Annotated in this window: 10 protein-coding genes; 2 read left to right on the top strand and 8 right to left on the bottom strand. The window is 39.5% G+C overall.

Features of this window, described 5'->3' with window-relative positions; genetic code table 11:
* Positions 1-777: 777 nt before the first annotated feature.
* From EL165_RS08520 to EL165_RS08505, 4 genes are all read right to left on the bottom strand, one after another.
* Positions 778-2,247, bottom strand: a complete 1,470-nt coding sequence (locus tag EL165_RS08520) for a TolC family protein (RefSeq protein WP_002977842.1) — start codon at positions 2,245-2,247, stop codon at positions 778-780.
* Positions 2,240-5,401, bottom strand: coding sequence for an efflux RND transporter permease subunit (locus EL165_RS08515; protein WP_002977844.1), 3,162 nt, complete (start codon positions 5,399-5,401; stop codon positions 2,240-2,242). The genes EL165_RS08520 and EL165_RS08515 overlap by 8 nt, the downstream gene beginning before the upstream one ends.
* A 15-nt stretch (positions 5,402-5,416) precedes the next feature.
* Positions 5,417-6,502, bottom strand: a complete 1,086-nt coding sequence (locus EL165_RS08510; protein WP_002977846.1) for an efflux RND transporter periplasmic adaptor subunit — start codon at positions 6,500-6,502, stop codon at positions 5,417-5,419.
* A 106-nt stretch (positions 6,503-6,608) separates the two neighbouring features.
* Positions 6,609-7,034, bottom strand: coding sequence for a hypothetical protein (locus EL165_RS08505; protein WP_126358606.1), 426 nt, complete (start codon positions 7,032-7,034; stop codon positions 6,609-6,611).
* Between the two features lie 349 nt (positions 7,035-7,383).
* On the opposite strand from EL165_RS08505, the gene EL165_RS08500 reads away from it, so the two are divergent.
* Positions 7,384-8,892: an amidohydrolase family protein gene (locus EL165_RS08500; RefSeq protein ID WP_002977854.1), complete on the top strand. Its 1,509-nt coding sequence runs from the start codon at positions 7,384-7,386 to the stop codon at positions 8,890-8,892.
* Between the two features lie 81 nt (positions 8,893-8,973).
* On the opposite strand, the gene EL165_RS08495 is transcribed toward EL165_RS08500, so the two are convergent.
* A complete protein-coding gene (locus EL165_RS08495; RefSeq protein ID WP_002977856.1) occupies positions 8,974-10,185 on the bottom strand; it encodes a winged helix-turn-helix domain-containing protein in 1,212 nt (403 codons plus the stop codon).
* Positions 10,186-10,494: 309 nt separating this feature from the next.
* On the opposite strand from EL165_RS08495, the gene EL165_RS08490 reads away from it, so the two are divergent.
* On the top strand, positions 10,495-12,165 hold the full coding sequence (locus EL165_RS08490) for a hypothetical protein (protein ID WP_002977858.1): 1,671 nt from the start codon (positions 10,495-10,497) through the stop codon (positions 12,163-12,165).
* 111 nt (positions 12,166-12,276) lie between these two features.
* On the opposite strand, the gene EL165_RS08485 is transcribed toward EL165_RS08490, so the two are convergent.
* The 3 genes from EL165_RS08485 to EL165_RS26630 form a co-directional block, all read right to left on the bottom strand.
* Entirely contained in the window at positions 12,277-12,720 is a 444-nt protein-coding gene (locus EL165_RS08485; protein WP_002977860.1) for a hypothetical protein, read from the bottom strand.
* A 1,770-nt stretch (positions 12,721-14,490) separates the two neighbouring features.
* Positions 14,491-16,887: a hypothetical protein gene (locus EL165_RS08480; RefSeq protein WP_002977861.1), complete on the bottom strand. Its 2,397-nt coding sequence runs from the start codon at positions 16,885-16,887 to the stop codon at positions 14,491-14,493.
* A gap of 203 nt (positions 16,888-17,090) precedes the next feature.
* On the bottom strand, positions 17,091-17,231 hold the full coding sequence (locus EL165_RS26630) for a bacteriocin-like protein (protein ID WP_425551525.1): 141 nt from the start codon (positions 17,229-17,231) through the stop codon (positions 17,091-17,093).
* Positions 17,232-17,303: the final 72 nt, after the last annotated feature.

Here is a 17,303-nt window from a genome sequence, read left to right as displayed (position 1 = left end):
CATCATCATCATGCACATCATATCAAAGCACATGTCTTGAGAAATGCAGTTGTGCTGTGAAAGGACAGACATTCCACAACAATTTTGCTGTGCAGGAGCTGCCGCCGTAATGGTGCATAGGTAAGAATTAAAGGTATTCTTATTCATGAGAATAAAGTTTATGTTTTTTTAACTGGGTCAAAATTATTTAATAAAAGACAAACACCTGTAAAAGGAGAATATGAGATAAATCATATTAGTCTACTAAATTAGTAGATTAATTGATTTAAATGAAATTTTTAAATCGTAAATATTTGATTTTGAATATATTGATTGTTATTTTGAAAATGTTAAAAAATGATAAAAAAGTTAATTTTCAATTATGAATTAAAATTAAAATTAGAAGTCTATTTATTTTGTAGACTTTTTGTTTATTTTATAGCTGTATTTTCATGAGAATAAGGATCAGGAGCTTCATCCTGCTATCCGCTCATACTCCTCGCACCTGGCTGAATCCACTTTCTGCTGTGGGGTAACCGCTGCTATCAGGGCTAAGGACGATTTGAATTATAAGTGATGAATGATGAATGATCGATTATCAATCATCAATTATGATATAAAATAATCTCAAACATATGTGTTTATCTGTGTAATCAGTGGGAAAATTGAGAATATTCAATAGAAACGGGCTTTAGCCTGTTTATTAAAAAATAAAATTTCATCTGGCTTTAGCCAAAACCATAAAAAAGAAGCCTGCCTTTTGGCAGACTCCTATAAAAACAAGATTGAAAAAGAATTTTATTGTTTGCTGATATCCGGAACAGCCAACGGAGTCTGGTCCCAACCGCCACCCAAGGCTCTGTAGACAGCAACACTCGCTTTGAGCTGATTAACCTTCTTTTCTACCAGCTCAAACTTAGATTCCAGGGCATCCCGCTGAGTAAGCAGGACTTCCATATAATCGGCACGGGCATATTTGAACAGGTCGTTGGAAATATCTATAGATTTTGTTAAAGCATTTACTTCCTTCGATTTGATGTTCACACTGCTTTCCAGATTATGGATTTTCGATAACTGGTTTGCTACCTCAATATAAGCTCCCAGAATGGTCTGTTCATAATGATAGACAGCCTGGATCTGTCTCGCATTCGCATTATAATATGCAGCTTTAATCGCTCTTCTGTTGATCAGTGGAGCGGTAAGCTCTCCTGCAAGAGAAAACAGAAACGACTGAGGTTTGATGATATACAGCGGATTAAAAGCCTGTAACCCGATTCCGGCAGAAAGATCAAGAGAAGGGTAGAACCTTGCCTTGGCTGCTTTGATGTCAAGTTTGGCTGCTGCAAGTTCATATTCTGCCTGCTTGATGTCAGGGCGGTTTTCTAAAAGTTCAGAAGGCATTCCTCCATACACTGCCTGCGGAACAATAGAATCAAAAGAATTCTGGCTTCTTTCTACAGGCTGAGGAAATCTTCCTACCAGATAATTGATTTTATTTTCAGTTTCAACAATTTTCTGCTGAATATCATACTGCATTCCCTGAGTTTTCAGGACCTGGGCTTCAAATCGCTGCACTGCCAGCTCATTGGACCGGGCATTCTTTTTTAAATCCTTGATAATCTCCAGCGCATCATTCTGAATTTTAATATTCTGATTCAGAATAACCAGTTCATTATCCAATGCCAGCAGCTCATAATAAGAATCTGCAATCTCTGAAATAAGATTGGTGGTCATGAAATTTTTGCCTTCAATGCTGGCAAGATATCGCTGTACCTGAGCTTTCGTTGCATTATGAAGTTTTCCCCAGATATCTGTTTCCCATTGTGCCTGGGCACCTACTCCAAAATCAAATAATGGCTCCGGCATTTCACGGCCGGGTTCTATTTCAGTGTTGGCCTCCATAGCCCCGATATTGGTATAGCGGCTTACCTTATCTACTCCTGCACCGGCTTTTAAACCCACAGACGGAAGATATTCCCCTTTTTTGGCTTTGATTTCATTTTTAGACATTTCAATTTCCTGAAGGACAATATTCAGTTCCTGATTATTTTGAAGAGCCTGCGTAATCAGTTCCTGAAGATGCGGGTCACTGAAGTATTCATTCCACTTCATCTTTCCCGTATTGATAGTGTCATTTTCTGCTGAACCGTATTTTTCAGGGACGGTTTTATTTTCAGCACGCTGTTCTATTTCTATAGGTTTACAGGCAGTAAGACTTAATAAGAAGACTGCCAGACCTGCATATTGATATATTTTTCTTTTATTCATAATGGATCATGTCTTCGCTTAATGGAGATTCATCTTCGTCTTTAATCATTTTTTTACCATCAGACCACTTGGCAAATATGTAGTAGAGGCCCGGAATGACAATCACCCCGAATAGTGTTCCTATCAACATTCCTCCCAGTGAAGATGCTCCAATGGTATGGTTTCCAATCGCTCCCGCACCTCTTGCAAATACAAGCGGAACCAATCCTGCAATAAAGGCAAAAGAAGTCATCAGGATTGGCCTGAAACGGGCTTTGGAGCCTTCTACTGCAGCTTCAAGAATAGAATCTCCTGCCTGACGCCTTTTCACGGCAAACTCTACAATAAGTACTGCATTTTTACCCAGTAATCCGATAATCATGATCAATCCTACCTGTGCGTAGATGTCGTTTTCAAGTCCCATTGCTTTTAATAATAAGAAAGACCCGAAAACTCCCACCGGTAAAGAACAAAGTACAGCAAACGGAATCAGGAAACTTTCATACTGAGCCGCCAGAACCAGATACACGAATACCAGCACAACAAGGAATACATAGATGGCTTCATTACCACGCTGCGCTTCATCGTAAGACAATCCTTCCCATGCCACTTTATATCCGTGAGGAAGTGTTTTTGCAGCGGTTTCATTGATGGCCTGAATAGCATCAGCGGTGGTATATCCTGCCGCCGGAAGTCCGCGGATGGCAGCTGAATTGTACATGTTGTAACGGGTAATTTCGTTAGGTCCCTGCGTCTTTTTCATCGTCATAAATGCGGAATAAGGTACCATTTCGTCACGGTCATTTTTCACATACAGATTCATGATATCCGTAGGAAGTCTTCTGAACTCAGGAGATGACTGTACATACACCTTAAAGAATTGTCCGAAACGGATAAAGCCCTGTTCATACGTACTACCGATCAGAATGTTAAGGTTATCCATCGCTTTTCCGATAGAAACTCCTTTCTGCATGGCGGCATTATTGTCAAACACCAGTTCATACTGAGGATAATTGGCAGCAAAGAAGGTAAATACTCCTGAAAGTTCTTTACGCTTTTTTAGCTGGGCGATGAAATCTTTATTGGCTTTGTCAAATTCCTGATAATCGGTAGTTCTGTTCAGATCCAGCAATCTCATAGAGAAACCTCCCGAAGATCCGAATCCCGGTACAGCAGGTGGTTCAAAAAACTCAATCGTAGCGCCAAGGTCTTTTGATTTTTCTTCCAGCTCTTCCATGATTTCCTTTACAGAATGATCACGGTCATTCCAGCTTTTAAGATTGATCAGACAGGTCCCTGCATTGGAGCCGCGCCCTTCCGTCATAATCTCATATCCAGCCAGTGACGATACAGATTCCACACCGTCTACGCCCATACATATTTTCTGTAAGGTCCTCGAAACTTTATTGGTCTGCTCCAGGGTAGAACCCGGAGGAGTCTGAATAATGGCATAAATAGTTCCCTGGTCTTCATTCGGGATAAATCCGCCTGGCAATACTTTGTTGATCACAAAAATTCCGGTGCAGAAAGCAATCAGAATTCCCCATGTCACCACTTTTCGGCTCACAATTTTTCTAAGGAATGAAGCGTATTTTCCGGTTACTTTATCAAAACCGCTGTTAAAGGAGTCTAAAGCTTTGGTAAAAATATTTACTTTTTTAGGTTTTCCATGATGGTTTTTCAATAACATTGCCGCCAAAACAGGAGTCAGCGTAAGGGCTACTACCGCAGAAATTACGATAGAACTTGCCATGGTAATAGAAAACTGACGATAGAAAGTTCCTACAGGACCTGTCATAAACGAGATCGGAATGAATACGGCTACCATCACGGCTGTAATGGCAATAATAGCTCCGGCAATTTCACCCATTACTTCTTTTACCGCTTTGTAAGGTGAAATATTACTGTCTTCCATTTTGGCGTGAACAGCTTCTATCACCACAATAGCGTTGTCAACCACAATACCGATGGCCAATACCAATGCAAAAAGGGTAACAAGATTGATGGTTAATCCAAAAAACTGAATCACAAAGAACGTTCCGATCAGAGAAACAGGTACGGCAATAATAGGAATCAGGGTAGAGCGCCAGTCACCAAGGAAAATGAAAACTACAATAGCAACGAGGATAAATGCATCCCTCAGGGTGTGCATTACCTGTTCTATGGAAGCATCCAGGAATTGCGAAACATCATAACTGATCTTGTAATCAACTCCCGGAGGGAAGTTCCCCTTCATTTCTGCCAGTTTCGCTTTCACATCTCTGATCACGTCATTCGCATTACTTCCGTAGTTTTGTTTTAAAACGATAGAAGCGGAAGGATGCCCGTCAAGATTGGAGTAAATATCAAAGAATTCACTTCCAAGTTCTACTTTGGCAATATCTTTCAGCTTTACATTCTCTCCTTCTGCGTTGGAGCGCACAATGATATTCTCATATTCTTCCGGCTTATTGTACTGCCCTTTGTAGGTTAATACATATTCCAGTGACTGTGCAGCAATACCGGAACTTTGCCCGATTCTTCCCGGACGCCCGATAATACTTTGTTCGCCAATAGCTTTCATCACCTCATCTACCGAGATATCATAAGCACGCATACGGTCAGGATTCAGCCAGATACGCATGGCATATCTGCGGCTTCCCAGGATCTGAGATTTTGCAATCCCGTGGATACGGTTAATTTCCGGGATGATATTTACCATAGAGTAGTTGTACAGGAACTTTTCATCCATACTTTTATTCGTACTGTAAAGATTCACGTACATCAGCATACTCGGCTGGATAGGGTTTACCACAACCCCTTCTTTCTGTACCAGTTCCGGTAATAAAGGCATTACCTGATCCACTCTGGTTTTTACCAGAACTACTGCCTCATTCGGATCAGTTCCGGGATCAAAAACAACGTTTACAGTAGCTTCTCCGGCACTGGTGGCATCGGTTGTGATGTACCGCATTCCCTGAACTCCGTTGATGGCATTTTCAATCGTAATCAAAGATGATTTTACCAATACATCTGCACTTGCTCCGGGATAGGCAATGGAAACAGCTACTGTGGTTGGAGCAATCTTGGGAAACTGCTCCGTAGGAAGCTGCTTCATGGCAATCCCTCCCATAAACAGGATTACAACCGATATCACAATGGCGAAGACCGGTCGGTGTATTACTTTTTTAAACATAATGCTGCTTTGGGGTTACTCGGCGTACAGATCCAGGTTAGACATTACTTTTTCAGGCTTTTGATATTTTGAGCTGATCTTTTGGTTTTCCTGAACCATTCTAAGACCTTCCAGAAGGATTCTGTCATCCTTTCCAAGCCCTGAAGCGACTACATAAATATGAGGTAATTCGGCAGCAACTTTTATTTCTCTGGCATGTACTTTACCATCTTTACCGATCACATAGACATATTTCTTTTCCAGCTCTTCGAAAGTAGCCTTCTGAGGAATCATCATAGCATTGGCGTAAGGTGACGTAATGACGATGTTTCCGGTTTCTCCGTATCTCAGCAGTCCTTTCGGATTCGGGAAAGTGGCCCTGTAAGCGATATTTCCGGTCTCATTGTCAAAATCAGACTCTATGGTCTGTACGATACCATCTTGTGTAAACTCTTTCCCATTGGCCATTCTAAGGCGTACATGCATCGGACTGTTATCCTTTTTCGCATCCATCTGGTTAAGATATTCAGCTTCCGGAACATTAAAATATACCCACATTTTGCTGTTGTCGGAGAGTTCCGTTACCAGTTCCCCTTCATCCACCAGACTACCTTTTCTGACGTGTAATTTTCCTACAATTCCACTAAAAGGTGCACGGATTTCGGTAAATTTTAAATGGGTGTTCATTGAAGCCAGTTCAGCCTGGGCTTTTTCATATTTTGCTTTAGCCATTGCCATTTCCTGGGGAGCGACGATGTCTTTGTCGGAGAGGTTCTTGGTATTCTGATATTCAATTTGTGCATATTTAGACTCTGCTTTGGCACGGTTTACATCAGATTCATAAAGATTAGGCATAATTTTGAACAGCAGCTGGCCTTTCTGTACGAACTGGCCTTCATCTACATAAATAGACTGGATATATCCCTTTTCCTGAGCACGGAGCTCAATATGATTAATAGAACGGATTTGAGCAACATAATCTTTGTTAACCAAAGTATCTTTTACAAGCGGACTTGTAACGTTGAAAGACGCTGCTTCTGTTTTTTCCTTTTTTTCAGATTGGCAGCCTGCCAACAGGAAAATAAGGCACAAGCTGATATACATGAGACTTTTCTTGACCATGATAAGTATTGTTTTTATAATAATTTATAATTGAAAAAATAGAGTTACCGGCTCTCAAAATAAATTAAGAAAGCTGATAAGGTTTTCGGAAAAAATTACTATAAAATCACAGTCGGATGACCCTATACTGGATGTACAGATCATCATGTAAAGGTTTTAAATGTTCTGACTGAGAAAGTGAAACAGCGATTTGTCTGTCGTGAAATGTAGTGACGAAGCCTGAGATCAGATGCCAGAAACCTTCTTTGAAAAGGGCAAGAAGTTCTGTAGAACCGGATGTTTCTACATTATCATCATTTTCGTTGTCATTTTCGGAAAGATTCGCTCTGATTTTGTTGTAGCGGGGATGGCTGATATTGTAAGCATCATTGGTCTCGTGATTTTTAAGAAATGCAAACGATTTTTTAATGCTTTTTTTCTGGTGAACCAGAAGATCCGTAGTAAAGTGAAGATCAGAAGGAATATCTGTTGAGATATACTGCTGGATTTGCCCATAGTACCAACCTAAAACGGTAAGCAATGCAAATAACAAACTGTACAAATATTGATAAAACCTTTTCCGCATCCCAGAGACAAAGGTAATTAAACTTCAAAATAAGTACAACCGTTATAGATTAAAAAAGTGTTAAAAAGTGCCCTGTTTATTGAAAAAAATAAAAAGAAGAATATGATTTTGGCATTTTCAGCAAGAGATATCGGAAACATAAAAAAAGGGTTTGCAGAAAAAGATGGTCTGAGAAATGGTTATTGGTGCATAATTTAGTGTTTTTAACAGAAAAATTAATCTTATTTTTGAAACGGCATTATTCTGCATAATTTTTGCTGTAACAAGCTACTTTTAACGGTTAAGCATAACCGTTGTTACAAAATCTTCCAATATTATGATGAAAAAATACCTTATTTATATATCACTTTTAGGAGCACCCTTATTTTGGGGACAAGGTAAAATGACTGAAACGTCTGTATACCGGCATAATCTGGCTTTATCAGAACAGGAAAACAAAGCGATGGCATTTGATGCTGATATCAGCTTATCTGAGGCGGAACTTCTTTTGGATAAAAAAATATCCGGGATCCGTAAACAGCTCCTCAGTGATACGGAATCGAAGAAAATATCTCTATATAACAGTTCTTTTAATGAATTAAAACCATTAATAGAAGACAGCAATCTGTTTCAGCTTCTCCAGACGATGCCGAAAGGAGGTTTGCTGCATACCCACAGCGGAGGGATAACAGATGTGAAATGGATTATTTCCAGGGTGAGAAAATATCAGGAAAGCTATGTTTACGACCAGAAAGATAATGATCAGTTTATTTTCGGGCAGCTGGCTTTTTTTGAAAAGGGAAAAGTGCCCGCAGGATTTGTGAGCCTTGATAAGAAACTGGCTTCAAGCCCTGGATTTGAAAAAGAACTGCAGGATCTTCTTACGTTGAAACGTGACCATCTTTGTTCTTATACAGATTATTGGATTGAATTTGAAAAACGCTTTAAACGTATCAGCCTGCTGCTTCCGTACCGTCCTTTCTTCAAGGAATATTATCTGAAAGGATTCCAGGATCTGATAAAAGATAAAGTACAGCATGTGGAAATCAGATATATTTTTGATGAACTTTACGATTTTGAGCATGGAAAATATCCTTTGAAAACTTCCATCACAGATCTGCAGGATATTCTTAAGCAGATACACCAATCGGATCCGCAGTTCACGCTGAAGCTTATCTATTCAAGCTTTAAATTCTTAGATAATGAAAGTATTGGAAAACAACTGGAAACGGCTTTCGTAATGAAGAAAGAATTTCCGGATATGATCTCAGGCTTTGATCTTGTAGCAGATGAAGCGGCGGGACATGATATCCGTTTTTTTGAGAAAAGCTGGGCAAAAATGGACGAACTTCACAAAAAGTACGGCGTGGAACTGCCTCTTTTCCTTCATGCAGGAGAAAGTAATTCTGCCCTGAATGAAAATGTTCTCGACGTAGCCTTGTTGAACAATAAGAGAATTGGTCATGGGCTGAATCTTATCTATTTTCCAAAAACAATGGAGCAGATCAGAAAACAGAACAAGCTGGTTGAGGTAAGCCCCATCAGCAATCAGATTTTAGGATATGTAAGCGATCTGAGAAACCATCCTGCCAGGGTTTTATTAAGCAACGGAATACAATGTTCAATCAATAGTGATGATCCTTCTGTGTATGGATATACGGGGCTGAGTTATGATTTCTGGACAACACTGGTGTATTGGGAACTGGATGTAAAGGCATTGAAAAAACTGGTCTTCAATTCTATTCAGTATTCTTCTTTGAATGACAATGAGAAAAAGAAAGCCACAGCCTATCTGAACCAGCAGTGGAATGATTTTGTACAGAAAGCTAACCGGCAATTTAACTAATCAGAAAAGATTTCCCTGATAAAATAAATCGTATCATTGAAGCCAATGATGCGATTTGTCTTTTCAGCGGATCAGTAAAGATTACCTTTTTAGCTTTAATCTGGACAATTCTTTTTTGATAACAGTACCCAGTTTTGAAGGGCTTACTTTTGTCAGAACCAAAGATGCACAACCATTGAACACAGCGAAACGTTTTAAGGTTTCTGCAAAAGGAATAAGCCAAAGTTCAGGGGCGACGGTGCTGTTTTCAATATGTAAATGAATAAGCTCAAGCTTTTTTTCCTTTCTGTGGGCTTTACAGTCGACTCTTCCGATAAACTGATCTCCAAACAGGATGGGAAGACAGAAATAGCCATACTGTCTTTTTTCCTTCGACGTATAGCATTCCAGCCGGAAGTCGAAATCAAAGATCTGTTTCACACGGTCCCGGTGGATAATTGAGTTATCAAACGGAGACAGCAGCCATACTTTGGAATCTGTCAGATCCAATGTTTTGTTCAGTACATCATTCTGTACAAAAGCAGAAGTTCCTCCTTCTGCCTTGATTTTTGATATTCTGCCTTCTTCCAGCATACGTTGCAGTACTTCACTGACATTTTTCTTCAGCTCATTTCCCTTACGGAGATGAGTGATCTGCTTTACTGTCGTAAATCCATAGGCTCGGAGATTGGTTTTGACCAGATATTCTGCAAATTCAAGTGGGGTAGGTTCTGTGGTGTTCACAGAAGAAGGCAGCACTCTTTCAGCCAGGTCATAAGTTTTCTGCATTCCGGAACGGCCGCTGATCATCAGGTCTCCCTGCATGAAAAGCCGTTCAAGGGCTAGTTTGGCAGGTTTCCAGTTCCACCAGCTTCCGGCTTTATGGCTTTCATTTTCAAAATCTCTTGCTCTTTTAGGTCCTTCATTACGGATGGTATCTGTGACGTACTCCATCACTTTAGGATCCGCATTATAATAGCGGGATTCTCCGCGTTTGATGGCCAGCATCTGGGGTAAAACATACCGGAAATCCTGCATGGGAAGATAAGATGCTGCATGAAACCAATATTCAAATACTTTACGTTCTTCTACCAGTTCGTCCAGATAATTAGCCTGAAAATCGGGGATTCTTGTCCAGAGCGTATGATGGTGTGCACGTTCCACCATAGATAAAGTATCAATCTGTATATATCCGAGATGCTCCAAAGCGTTAAGAACCGCATCTTTTCCGGTTCCGAACGGTGTATTTTGCGTTAATCCCTGACTATCCAGCGTTGCAAGTTTCAATTGTTCTAATGCCAGCTTCTTTTCCATATCCGAAGAAAACAGTTTGTGATGTTCTTTTCAAATATAGTGATTAAAAGCTTTTGTGACTTTTGTAGTGGTTTTTTATGGTATATTTTCACAGATTTTCACTTACAAAGTAGGACAGTAATTGTATACGTGAAAATGCTTATGTATTACAGTACAAATACTTAGCGTTAAAATTAGAGATTTATACTCTACAATTCGTTCCTTTTTCGCCGTTACTTTGGTATGTTCAAAAGAAGCTTCATAACCTGAACAACGGCAGCATCCGAAAAGCCATCAAAAAGAGTAGGAACAATACCAATATTATTAATCATGAAAAATCCTGAAAGTGTTGCTCCTTTTGTAGAAGCCTCACAAATTATCACAGAACTGAAAGACAGAGCCAACGAAATCCTGTCAAGCGTTTTAAGTACAGACCTGTCTGCTATTACCATTAACGGAAAAGGAAATTTCCCATATTACTGGCAGGACCCTTCCAATCTGAAATTTAACAAGAAAACCTATGACTGGATAGCCTGCAACCTGAAAGCTGATACTGAGCCGGTGCAGCTGGACCAGGTATTTACCAATTATTTCATTGATGTTTTCTCGAAAGTCAATTATTCCTTATCTGAAGAAGATACAGCTGTACTGAATGATGCCCATTCAAGAGCTACAGATCAGCAGATGGCTTTACTTACTGCATGGGTGGGAGCCTATGGCTCACTTCCTCCTGCTACAGACACTATGCAGCCAATTGATATCATTATGGATAGAATTGCTACGGAATGGGCCAACCCTGCCACTACTTTATATCAGATCCAGAAAAGTGAAAACCTTGATGCTTTACTGAATAAAACACCGGCAAGCGGAAAACCTATTCTTCCTGTCTTGGCCAGTTATCTGGATGCTCTGGGGGCTACCATATCTTTACAGAATAATGTCACGATGAATAATGGTTATCTGTCCAGAGTTCTGAAGAATGTACAGAATCCTAAAAAAGAAAACGGAGGACTGCAGCTGAATGACGACAGTATTTTACCAGCTTTTGAGGTGACAACCCCGCTCGACAAGATTTTAAACGGCCTTAAAAATACTTCACAGGCAGCCCAGATCGATATGGAGGTCAGCCGTGAATCTGAAAGCCGGTTCCGTGTTTCCGTACAGGGGAAAACGGGTTTTTCTATTCCTATCTTTGATTTCTTTACGCTGGGAATAGGCGGTAATGCAAATTATTTCAGTGAAAATATAGCCATCAGCAAAAATTCTATCAAAATATCCATGTCATTTACCGGGGTTACCCTGGTGACCTTTGGTCCGAAGGATTTTAATATTGCCAGCAATTTGTACTGGGCCTGGTTTGATCCTATCCGAAAAGCGCAGATCAACAGCAGAGACAAACAGGAAGAAAAACATATTTCAGGATACAAATTCTCTCCGGATCCGGCAACGAAATTCGGGCCTGACGGACCTTTCGGTTTGCTGAACGGAGTGGCAATTTCCAATTATCCAAGTGTTGAGATCACAGTAACCGGTGAAGATTATAAAAGTATTCAGAAAACTTTTGAGCAGTCTACTTCTGCTACGCTTTCTTTCTTAGGAATTCCTCTGGCAAGCGTTAAGGAATCTACCTATTCTTCTTCTTATTCTGTAGACCATTCAAAATCTACGATCAAGATTACACTGACGCCTCCTCCAAGCCTGGTGGCCGGTAATAATAAAGATTCCATAGCCTGGGTACTTGGTGCTATTGTAGATTATCCTGCCCAGATAGGTGAAGGTGTTGAACTTCTTGATGATGAGGAATTAGTAGCGAAAGGAGCTTATCCTAATTATCAGCTGTATAAAGATAATACCGGAACTACTTACTGCTCGGTAAAAAAAGTAAAATCCCACGCAGTGGGCAGCGAATGGATAAGTGAGTGTCTGGCAGCCCACCCAGGAACAAGCCCATCCGGAAAACCATGGACCAGCCCTCGACAATCAGGAGTAATCTGGCCTTAAACCAATAACAAATAAGCTATAAGAAAACAGACTGTCTCAACGAGGTAGTCTGTTTTTTATATCAAGATCTTCTAATATCGGTATAGTTTAGTATTTTTTCCGGAAAAAATACTATTTGACAAGCAGATAGATTCCAACGCCAATGGCAGCATAGGCCGTCACTGTAAGAATATCAGCAATAGGCTGTGAAAAACGTCTTTCCGCAATCTTCTCACTATTGATCTGATTCTTATGGAATTTCAGATTTTTTTTAGCATTATGTACCGGATGCACTACCAGGCTGTCACCTTCCCATCGGTCAACAATAACTTTGTAGCTCTTGTTATCCACTTCAATTTTAACGTTTTTACCGGCGGCCAGTTTCTCCTGAACATTAACTGGAGCTGGAGGCTGCTGAACATTCAGGGTCTGGGAAGCAGGGTTGCTTTTCGGTTGAGGAGCGGTATTATTAGCAAGCTTATTGTTGGCTGCCGGATCCGCAGGCTTTTTTACCTGGTACGTATAGCAGCTGGTAAGGGAACATAATATAATGATGAAATAAAGATTCTTTCGCATGAGCCAAATTTAAGAATTAAACGGAATATTTGGGAGTTTGTTTTGAAAGATCGTGTTTTTTTGGAAAATACTGTTGAGGAAAGGCTGCTGACTTTGAGCATGTCAATAAAGAACTTTCGAAATCGGAGAATATATATCGAAGGTTCGGAAAGTCTTTGAATGTAACTCTCAGGTGAGGTTCTTCCTTCGTCAGAATGACAATGATAGGTGAAAATTAAACGCAAAGACCTAACAGCATTATGTCATATTTAAGTGAGCAAAGATATTAATCAACGAGGTTGATTTTTCTAAGCGAACGCATAACCATGCAGCTTCATCTGCGACTTTGTCGCCTTCTTTGCTCCCTTAAAGATGGAACAGTTTGAATCTGAACTTTGCGTTTTAGAAATAAGACTTGAGATTAAAGGGTTAGAAGTTGAGGTTTTTTGAGTACAGGGAATAAATCATTGTGGAAAGTTGAAAGTCTTTTGAATGTAACTCTGAGGTGAGATTCTTCCTTCGTAAGAATTACAATGATAGGTGAAAATTAAACGCAAAGATTTAATGGCATTATCGTCATATTTTAAGTGAGCAAAGATATTAATCAACGAGGTTGATTTTTCTAAGCGAACGCATAACCATGCAGCTTCATCTGCGACTTTGTCGCCCTCTTTGCTCCCTTAAAGATGGAACAGTTTGAATCTGAACTTTGCGTTTTAGAAATAATACTTGAGATTAAAGGGTTAGAAGTTGAGGTTTTTTGAGTGCAGGGAATAAATCATTGTGGAAGGTTAAAAGTCTTTGAATGTAACTCTGAGGTAAGATTTTTCTTTCGTCAGAATGACAGTGATACAGGTGAAAATTAAACGCAAAGATTTAATAGCATTATGTCATATTTTAAGTGAGCAAAGATATTAATCAACGAGGTTAATTTTTCTAAGCGAACGCATAACCATGCAGCTTCATCTGCGACTTTGTCGCCCTCTTTGCTTCCTTAAAGATGGAACAGTTTGAATCTGAACTTTGCGTTTTAGAAATAAGACTTGAGATTAAAGGGTTAGAAGTTGAGTTTTTTTGAGTGCAGGGAATAAATCATTGTGGAAAGTTGAAAGTTTTTTGAATGTAACTCTGAGGTAAGATTTTTCCTTCGTCAGAATGACAATGATAGGTGAAAATTAAACGCAAAGACCTAACAGTATTATGTCATATTTTAAGTGAGCAAAGATATTAATCAACGAGGTTGATTTTTTGAAGCGAACGTATAACCATGCAGCTTCATCTGCGACTTTGTCGCCCTCTTTGCTTCCTTAAAGATGGAACAGTTTGAATCTGAACTTTGCGTTTTAGAAATAAGACTTGAGATTAAAGGATTAGAAGTTGAGGTTTTTTGAGTGCAGGGAATAAATCATTTTGGAAGGTTAAAAGTCTTTGAATGTAACTCTGAGGTAAGATTCTTCCTTCGTCAGAATTACAATGATAGGTGAAAATTAAACGCAAAGACCTAACAGCATTATGTCATATTTTAAGTGAGCAAAGATATTAATCAACGAGGTTGATTTTTCTAAGCGAACGCATAACCATGCAGCTTCTGCGACTTTGTCGACCTCTTTGCTCCCTTAAAGATGGAACAGTTTGAATCTGAACTTTGCGTTTTAGTATTCTTCCTTCGCCAGAATGATAATTATGCAGTTGAAGTTTAGCGTGAAAGTTTATAAGATTTCTGCTATAAACGGATGGTCTTCGGCCTCCTTCCTCCAAACTAAAAGAGAGACTATCTCAGTCTCTCTTTTATTATTTTAAAACCTGCTGGTCATAAAGAATATTATCATCTTCATCAAAGCTTATGATGAGTACTTTAAATTGCTTTGCACTGTCGTTATTGAAGAACTTGATTCTTGGCGGAACGTAATCGCTGTCGAAGAGATTTGGATTCCAGTAAAGGGTTTCGCGCGTGTCGTTTTCAATTTTTTCCGGGGCGTTATCATCAATCATTTCAATAGGAAATTCAGAAGGTTTATCATATCCTTTGATGATGGCTGAGTTGTTCTTTTTCGCTTCTTTTTCGTTGCTTTTAGGTTTCATATTGCCTCTCATCGTATAGACGGCCACGGCATCGCCTACTAACCCTGCTCCTTTAATAATTTTTACCATCGCAATGTTGTCAACGGGAAGATTGGCAATCATGGAAGCATCGGTAGGTATTTCATCTAAATAAAGCTTAGCCTGCTGCCCCCGGATGTAAGGTACATTGACGCCTGTACTATTTCTCTGAAATGTAAGGCCGGCAGCTCTTCCCTGCAGCCAGTCGAGGATATTGACTGATCCTGAAGCATGCTGGTCTTCATTCACAAAGTCAAATATGGTAGAATTGGCAGAATTGAACATGCCGCTGGACAGCTGTTTATCCAGTTCTGCCTTCGGATCTTTCTTTTTTCCTACCAAAGCAACTTCCTGAATCTGTATGTCATTACTCTCTTTCTTTTTAATGTTTTTTTGAGTATTGATGGCCCTTGAAATTGTTGGAGGAAGCGTTTTATTTTTATCAGCTTTTACCAGTGTATATTTTGTAGCCGGGAAATTGCCTTTGAATGTTGTAGGCGTCACTAACGGTTCTGCGGTCACAAACAGATCTTCATTTCCTGATTCTTTATTTTCTGCATTGACGAATGCTGAAATTTCCAGAGGTTCACTAATGTTGAGGTTATTTAAATAAATATATCCGTTCTGATCTGTTTTAAACTGGCTGAATGCCGGCTGGCCCTGACCTGACTTTGACAATAAGTTAACCGTCGTGTTGATCATCAGGGCGTTGTTTTTAACAGGTTTCAACCGGTAAGAAAGATATTGCTGAGACTGGGTTTTAATGGTGGGGGCAGCTCCGCTCAGTACGGAATTCCAGTCAAATCTTTTCCAGTTTTCAGAGATAAGCAGGGCATCCAGCGCTTCAGTATTGGCATTTTTAGAAAAATACTGTGCCGGGCTGTCTATTCTTGTTGTAAAATCTCCCGTCAGCCAAAGTCCGCTTAAAAGATTTTCTTCCTCAGGAGCCTGGGTTCCGTTATCTTCACTTACGACAACCGTATAATTTTTAAAATAAGATTCCGGGGAAAGATCAATGCTGTTGAAAGCTCTTGGTATTGTTTTCAGGCTTTGGCCTACAATTTCAGCCTTTTCAATTTTTAAATTACCGGGTTTTATAAAACAAAGTCTCTGTGCAGCAATATTGTCCTGCTCATCAAAAATCACCAATTGTAAAACCCCGTTAGCCCCATTACTGATTTTGGTAGGGATAAGGCTTGATACATCATTGGTCAGATGGTTGATGTTGGCTCTGTAAGCAAGGTGATTATTGATAAGTCCTACAATTTTATACCCCTGAAGCTGTTGTTTCAGGTTAACACCTTTCAAGGTATATTTAATCCCTTCTTTGGAGCTTGAAACCTGTATATTCAAGCCGCTGTCCGCTACCGGTGGCAGGTCTATTGTCTGGCTTTTTCCCGCATTGTCCCGGATGATAGCCTGGTATTTCTTTCCTGCAGCCGGAGTTATTGTAAAAGAGGCTACATTTTTATCAAAAGATGTAAAAGTGGTAATCGGAGTGTTTGGGTTCTGGCTGTCGATTACTTTTCCGGTCCAGTTTTCCGGCAGGGAAGAATTACTTGATAATCTTACTGCAAATTTTACCGGCATACCGCTAATGAAAGTTCCGCCTTCCGGAAAGGTTTTGGCAGACCAGTCCGGGCTTTTGGCAACCACCAATGACTCTGCAGAGTTCGGATTATAAACCGGAATGGTTTTAACAATCTGAAAATCTTCACTAAAGTTGGTCATATAAGGCGTATATGCCCTTACAAAATAAACCTGTTCCGGAAGATCTTCTTTCAGCTGAAAATCTCCGCTGCCTTCACCATTGGTAAGGAGCACGGTTTTCCAGTCAATTAATTTTTTATCAGAATTATAAAGCTCAACAAACAGGGTAGTAGATAATGGCGAGCGGTTATATCCGTCGAATACAAAACTTTTGAACCATATTTTATCACCCGCTGCATATTGGGGTTTATCGGTGAGTATATATACTTTTTCCTGTTCGTAATTATTCTCAAGATTGGTGATGGCTTTTTCCAGTTTGGTTTGTGCCAGTAAAGGCTGTACCATAGAAAGAAGCGCTACACAGAATATATTTTTCATAGAAATCTCGGCGCATTTTAATTCTGTGCTAATGTAGTTAATTAAACGTTTCGGAAATTGATATTTACAGGTTATTTCACAGGAAATCATAAAGAGGAAAATGATAGGCACATAAAAAGAGACAACTATTGAACAGCTGTCTCTTAAATTAGTTATCTTTTAAAGTAAACCTTGTTGTTTTTAATTAAAAAGGTTGTTGATTTTTATGGTTGAAGCGCAGGGCCTCCACATGAGCTATACGGAACGCATGTTAACTTATCATTGACAAAACACATTCTTACACACTCTGATCCTCCGGCAATTGTCTTTAATTCTTCTTTGTTAAGCTTTTTTAAATTTTTCATATGAATATATTTTATGTTCATAACAAATCTCTACATAATTATCTTACGATAACTGACATTAACAAACTTTAA

This window comes from Chryseobacterium gleum, assembly GCF_900636535.1.
Taxonomy (GTDB): domain Bacteria; phylum Bacteroidota; class Bacteroidia; order Flavobacteriales; family Weeksellaceae; genus Chryseobacterium; species Chryseobacterium gleum.
Note: the sequence above shows the minus strand (reverse complement) of the source record. Positions and strands in the feature narration are given on the sequence as shown.

Excerpts from the sequence above, each read along its gene's own strand:
- EL165_RS08520 (WP_002977842.1), bottom strand. The coding sequence starts at position 2,247 with ATGAATAAAAGAAAAATATATCAATATGCAGGTCTGGCAGTCTTCTTA.
- EL165_RS08515 (WP_002977844.1), bottom strand. The coding sequence starts at position 5,401 with ATGTTTAAAAAAGTAATACACCGACCGGTCTTCGCCATTGTGATATCG.
- EL165_RS08510 (WP_002977846.1), bottom strand. The coding sequence starts at position 6,502 with ATGGTCAAGAAAAGTCTCATGTATATCAGCTTGTGCCTTATTTTCCTG.
- EL165_RS08500 (WP_002977854.1), top strand. The coding sequence starts at position 7,384 with ATGATGAAAAAATACCTTATTTATATATCACTTTTAGGAGCACCCTTA.
- EL165_RS08495 (WP_002977856.1), bottom strand. The coding sequence starts at position 10,185 with ATGGAAAAGAAGCTGGCATTAGAACAATTGAAACTTGCAACGCTGGAT.
- EL165_RS08490 (WP_002977858.1), top strand. The coding sequence starts at position 10,495 with ATGAAAAATCCTGAAAGTGTTGCTCCTTTTGTAGAAGCCTCACAAATT.
- EL165_RS08485 (WP_002977860.1), bottom strand. The coding sequence starts at position 12,720 with ATGCGAAAGAATCTTTATTTCATCATTATATTATGTTCCCTTACCAGC.
- EL165_RS08480 (WP_002977861.1), bottom strand. The coding sequence starts at position 16,887 with ATGAAAAATATATTCTGTGTAGCGCTTCTTTCTATGGTACAGCCTTTA.
- EL165_RS26630 (WP_425551525.1), bottom strand. The coding sequence starts at position 17,231 with ATGAAAAATTTAAAAAAGCTTAACAAAGAAGAATTAAAGACAATTGCC.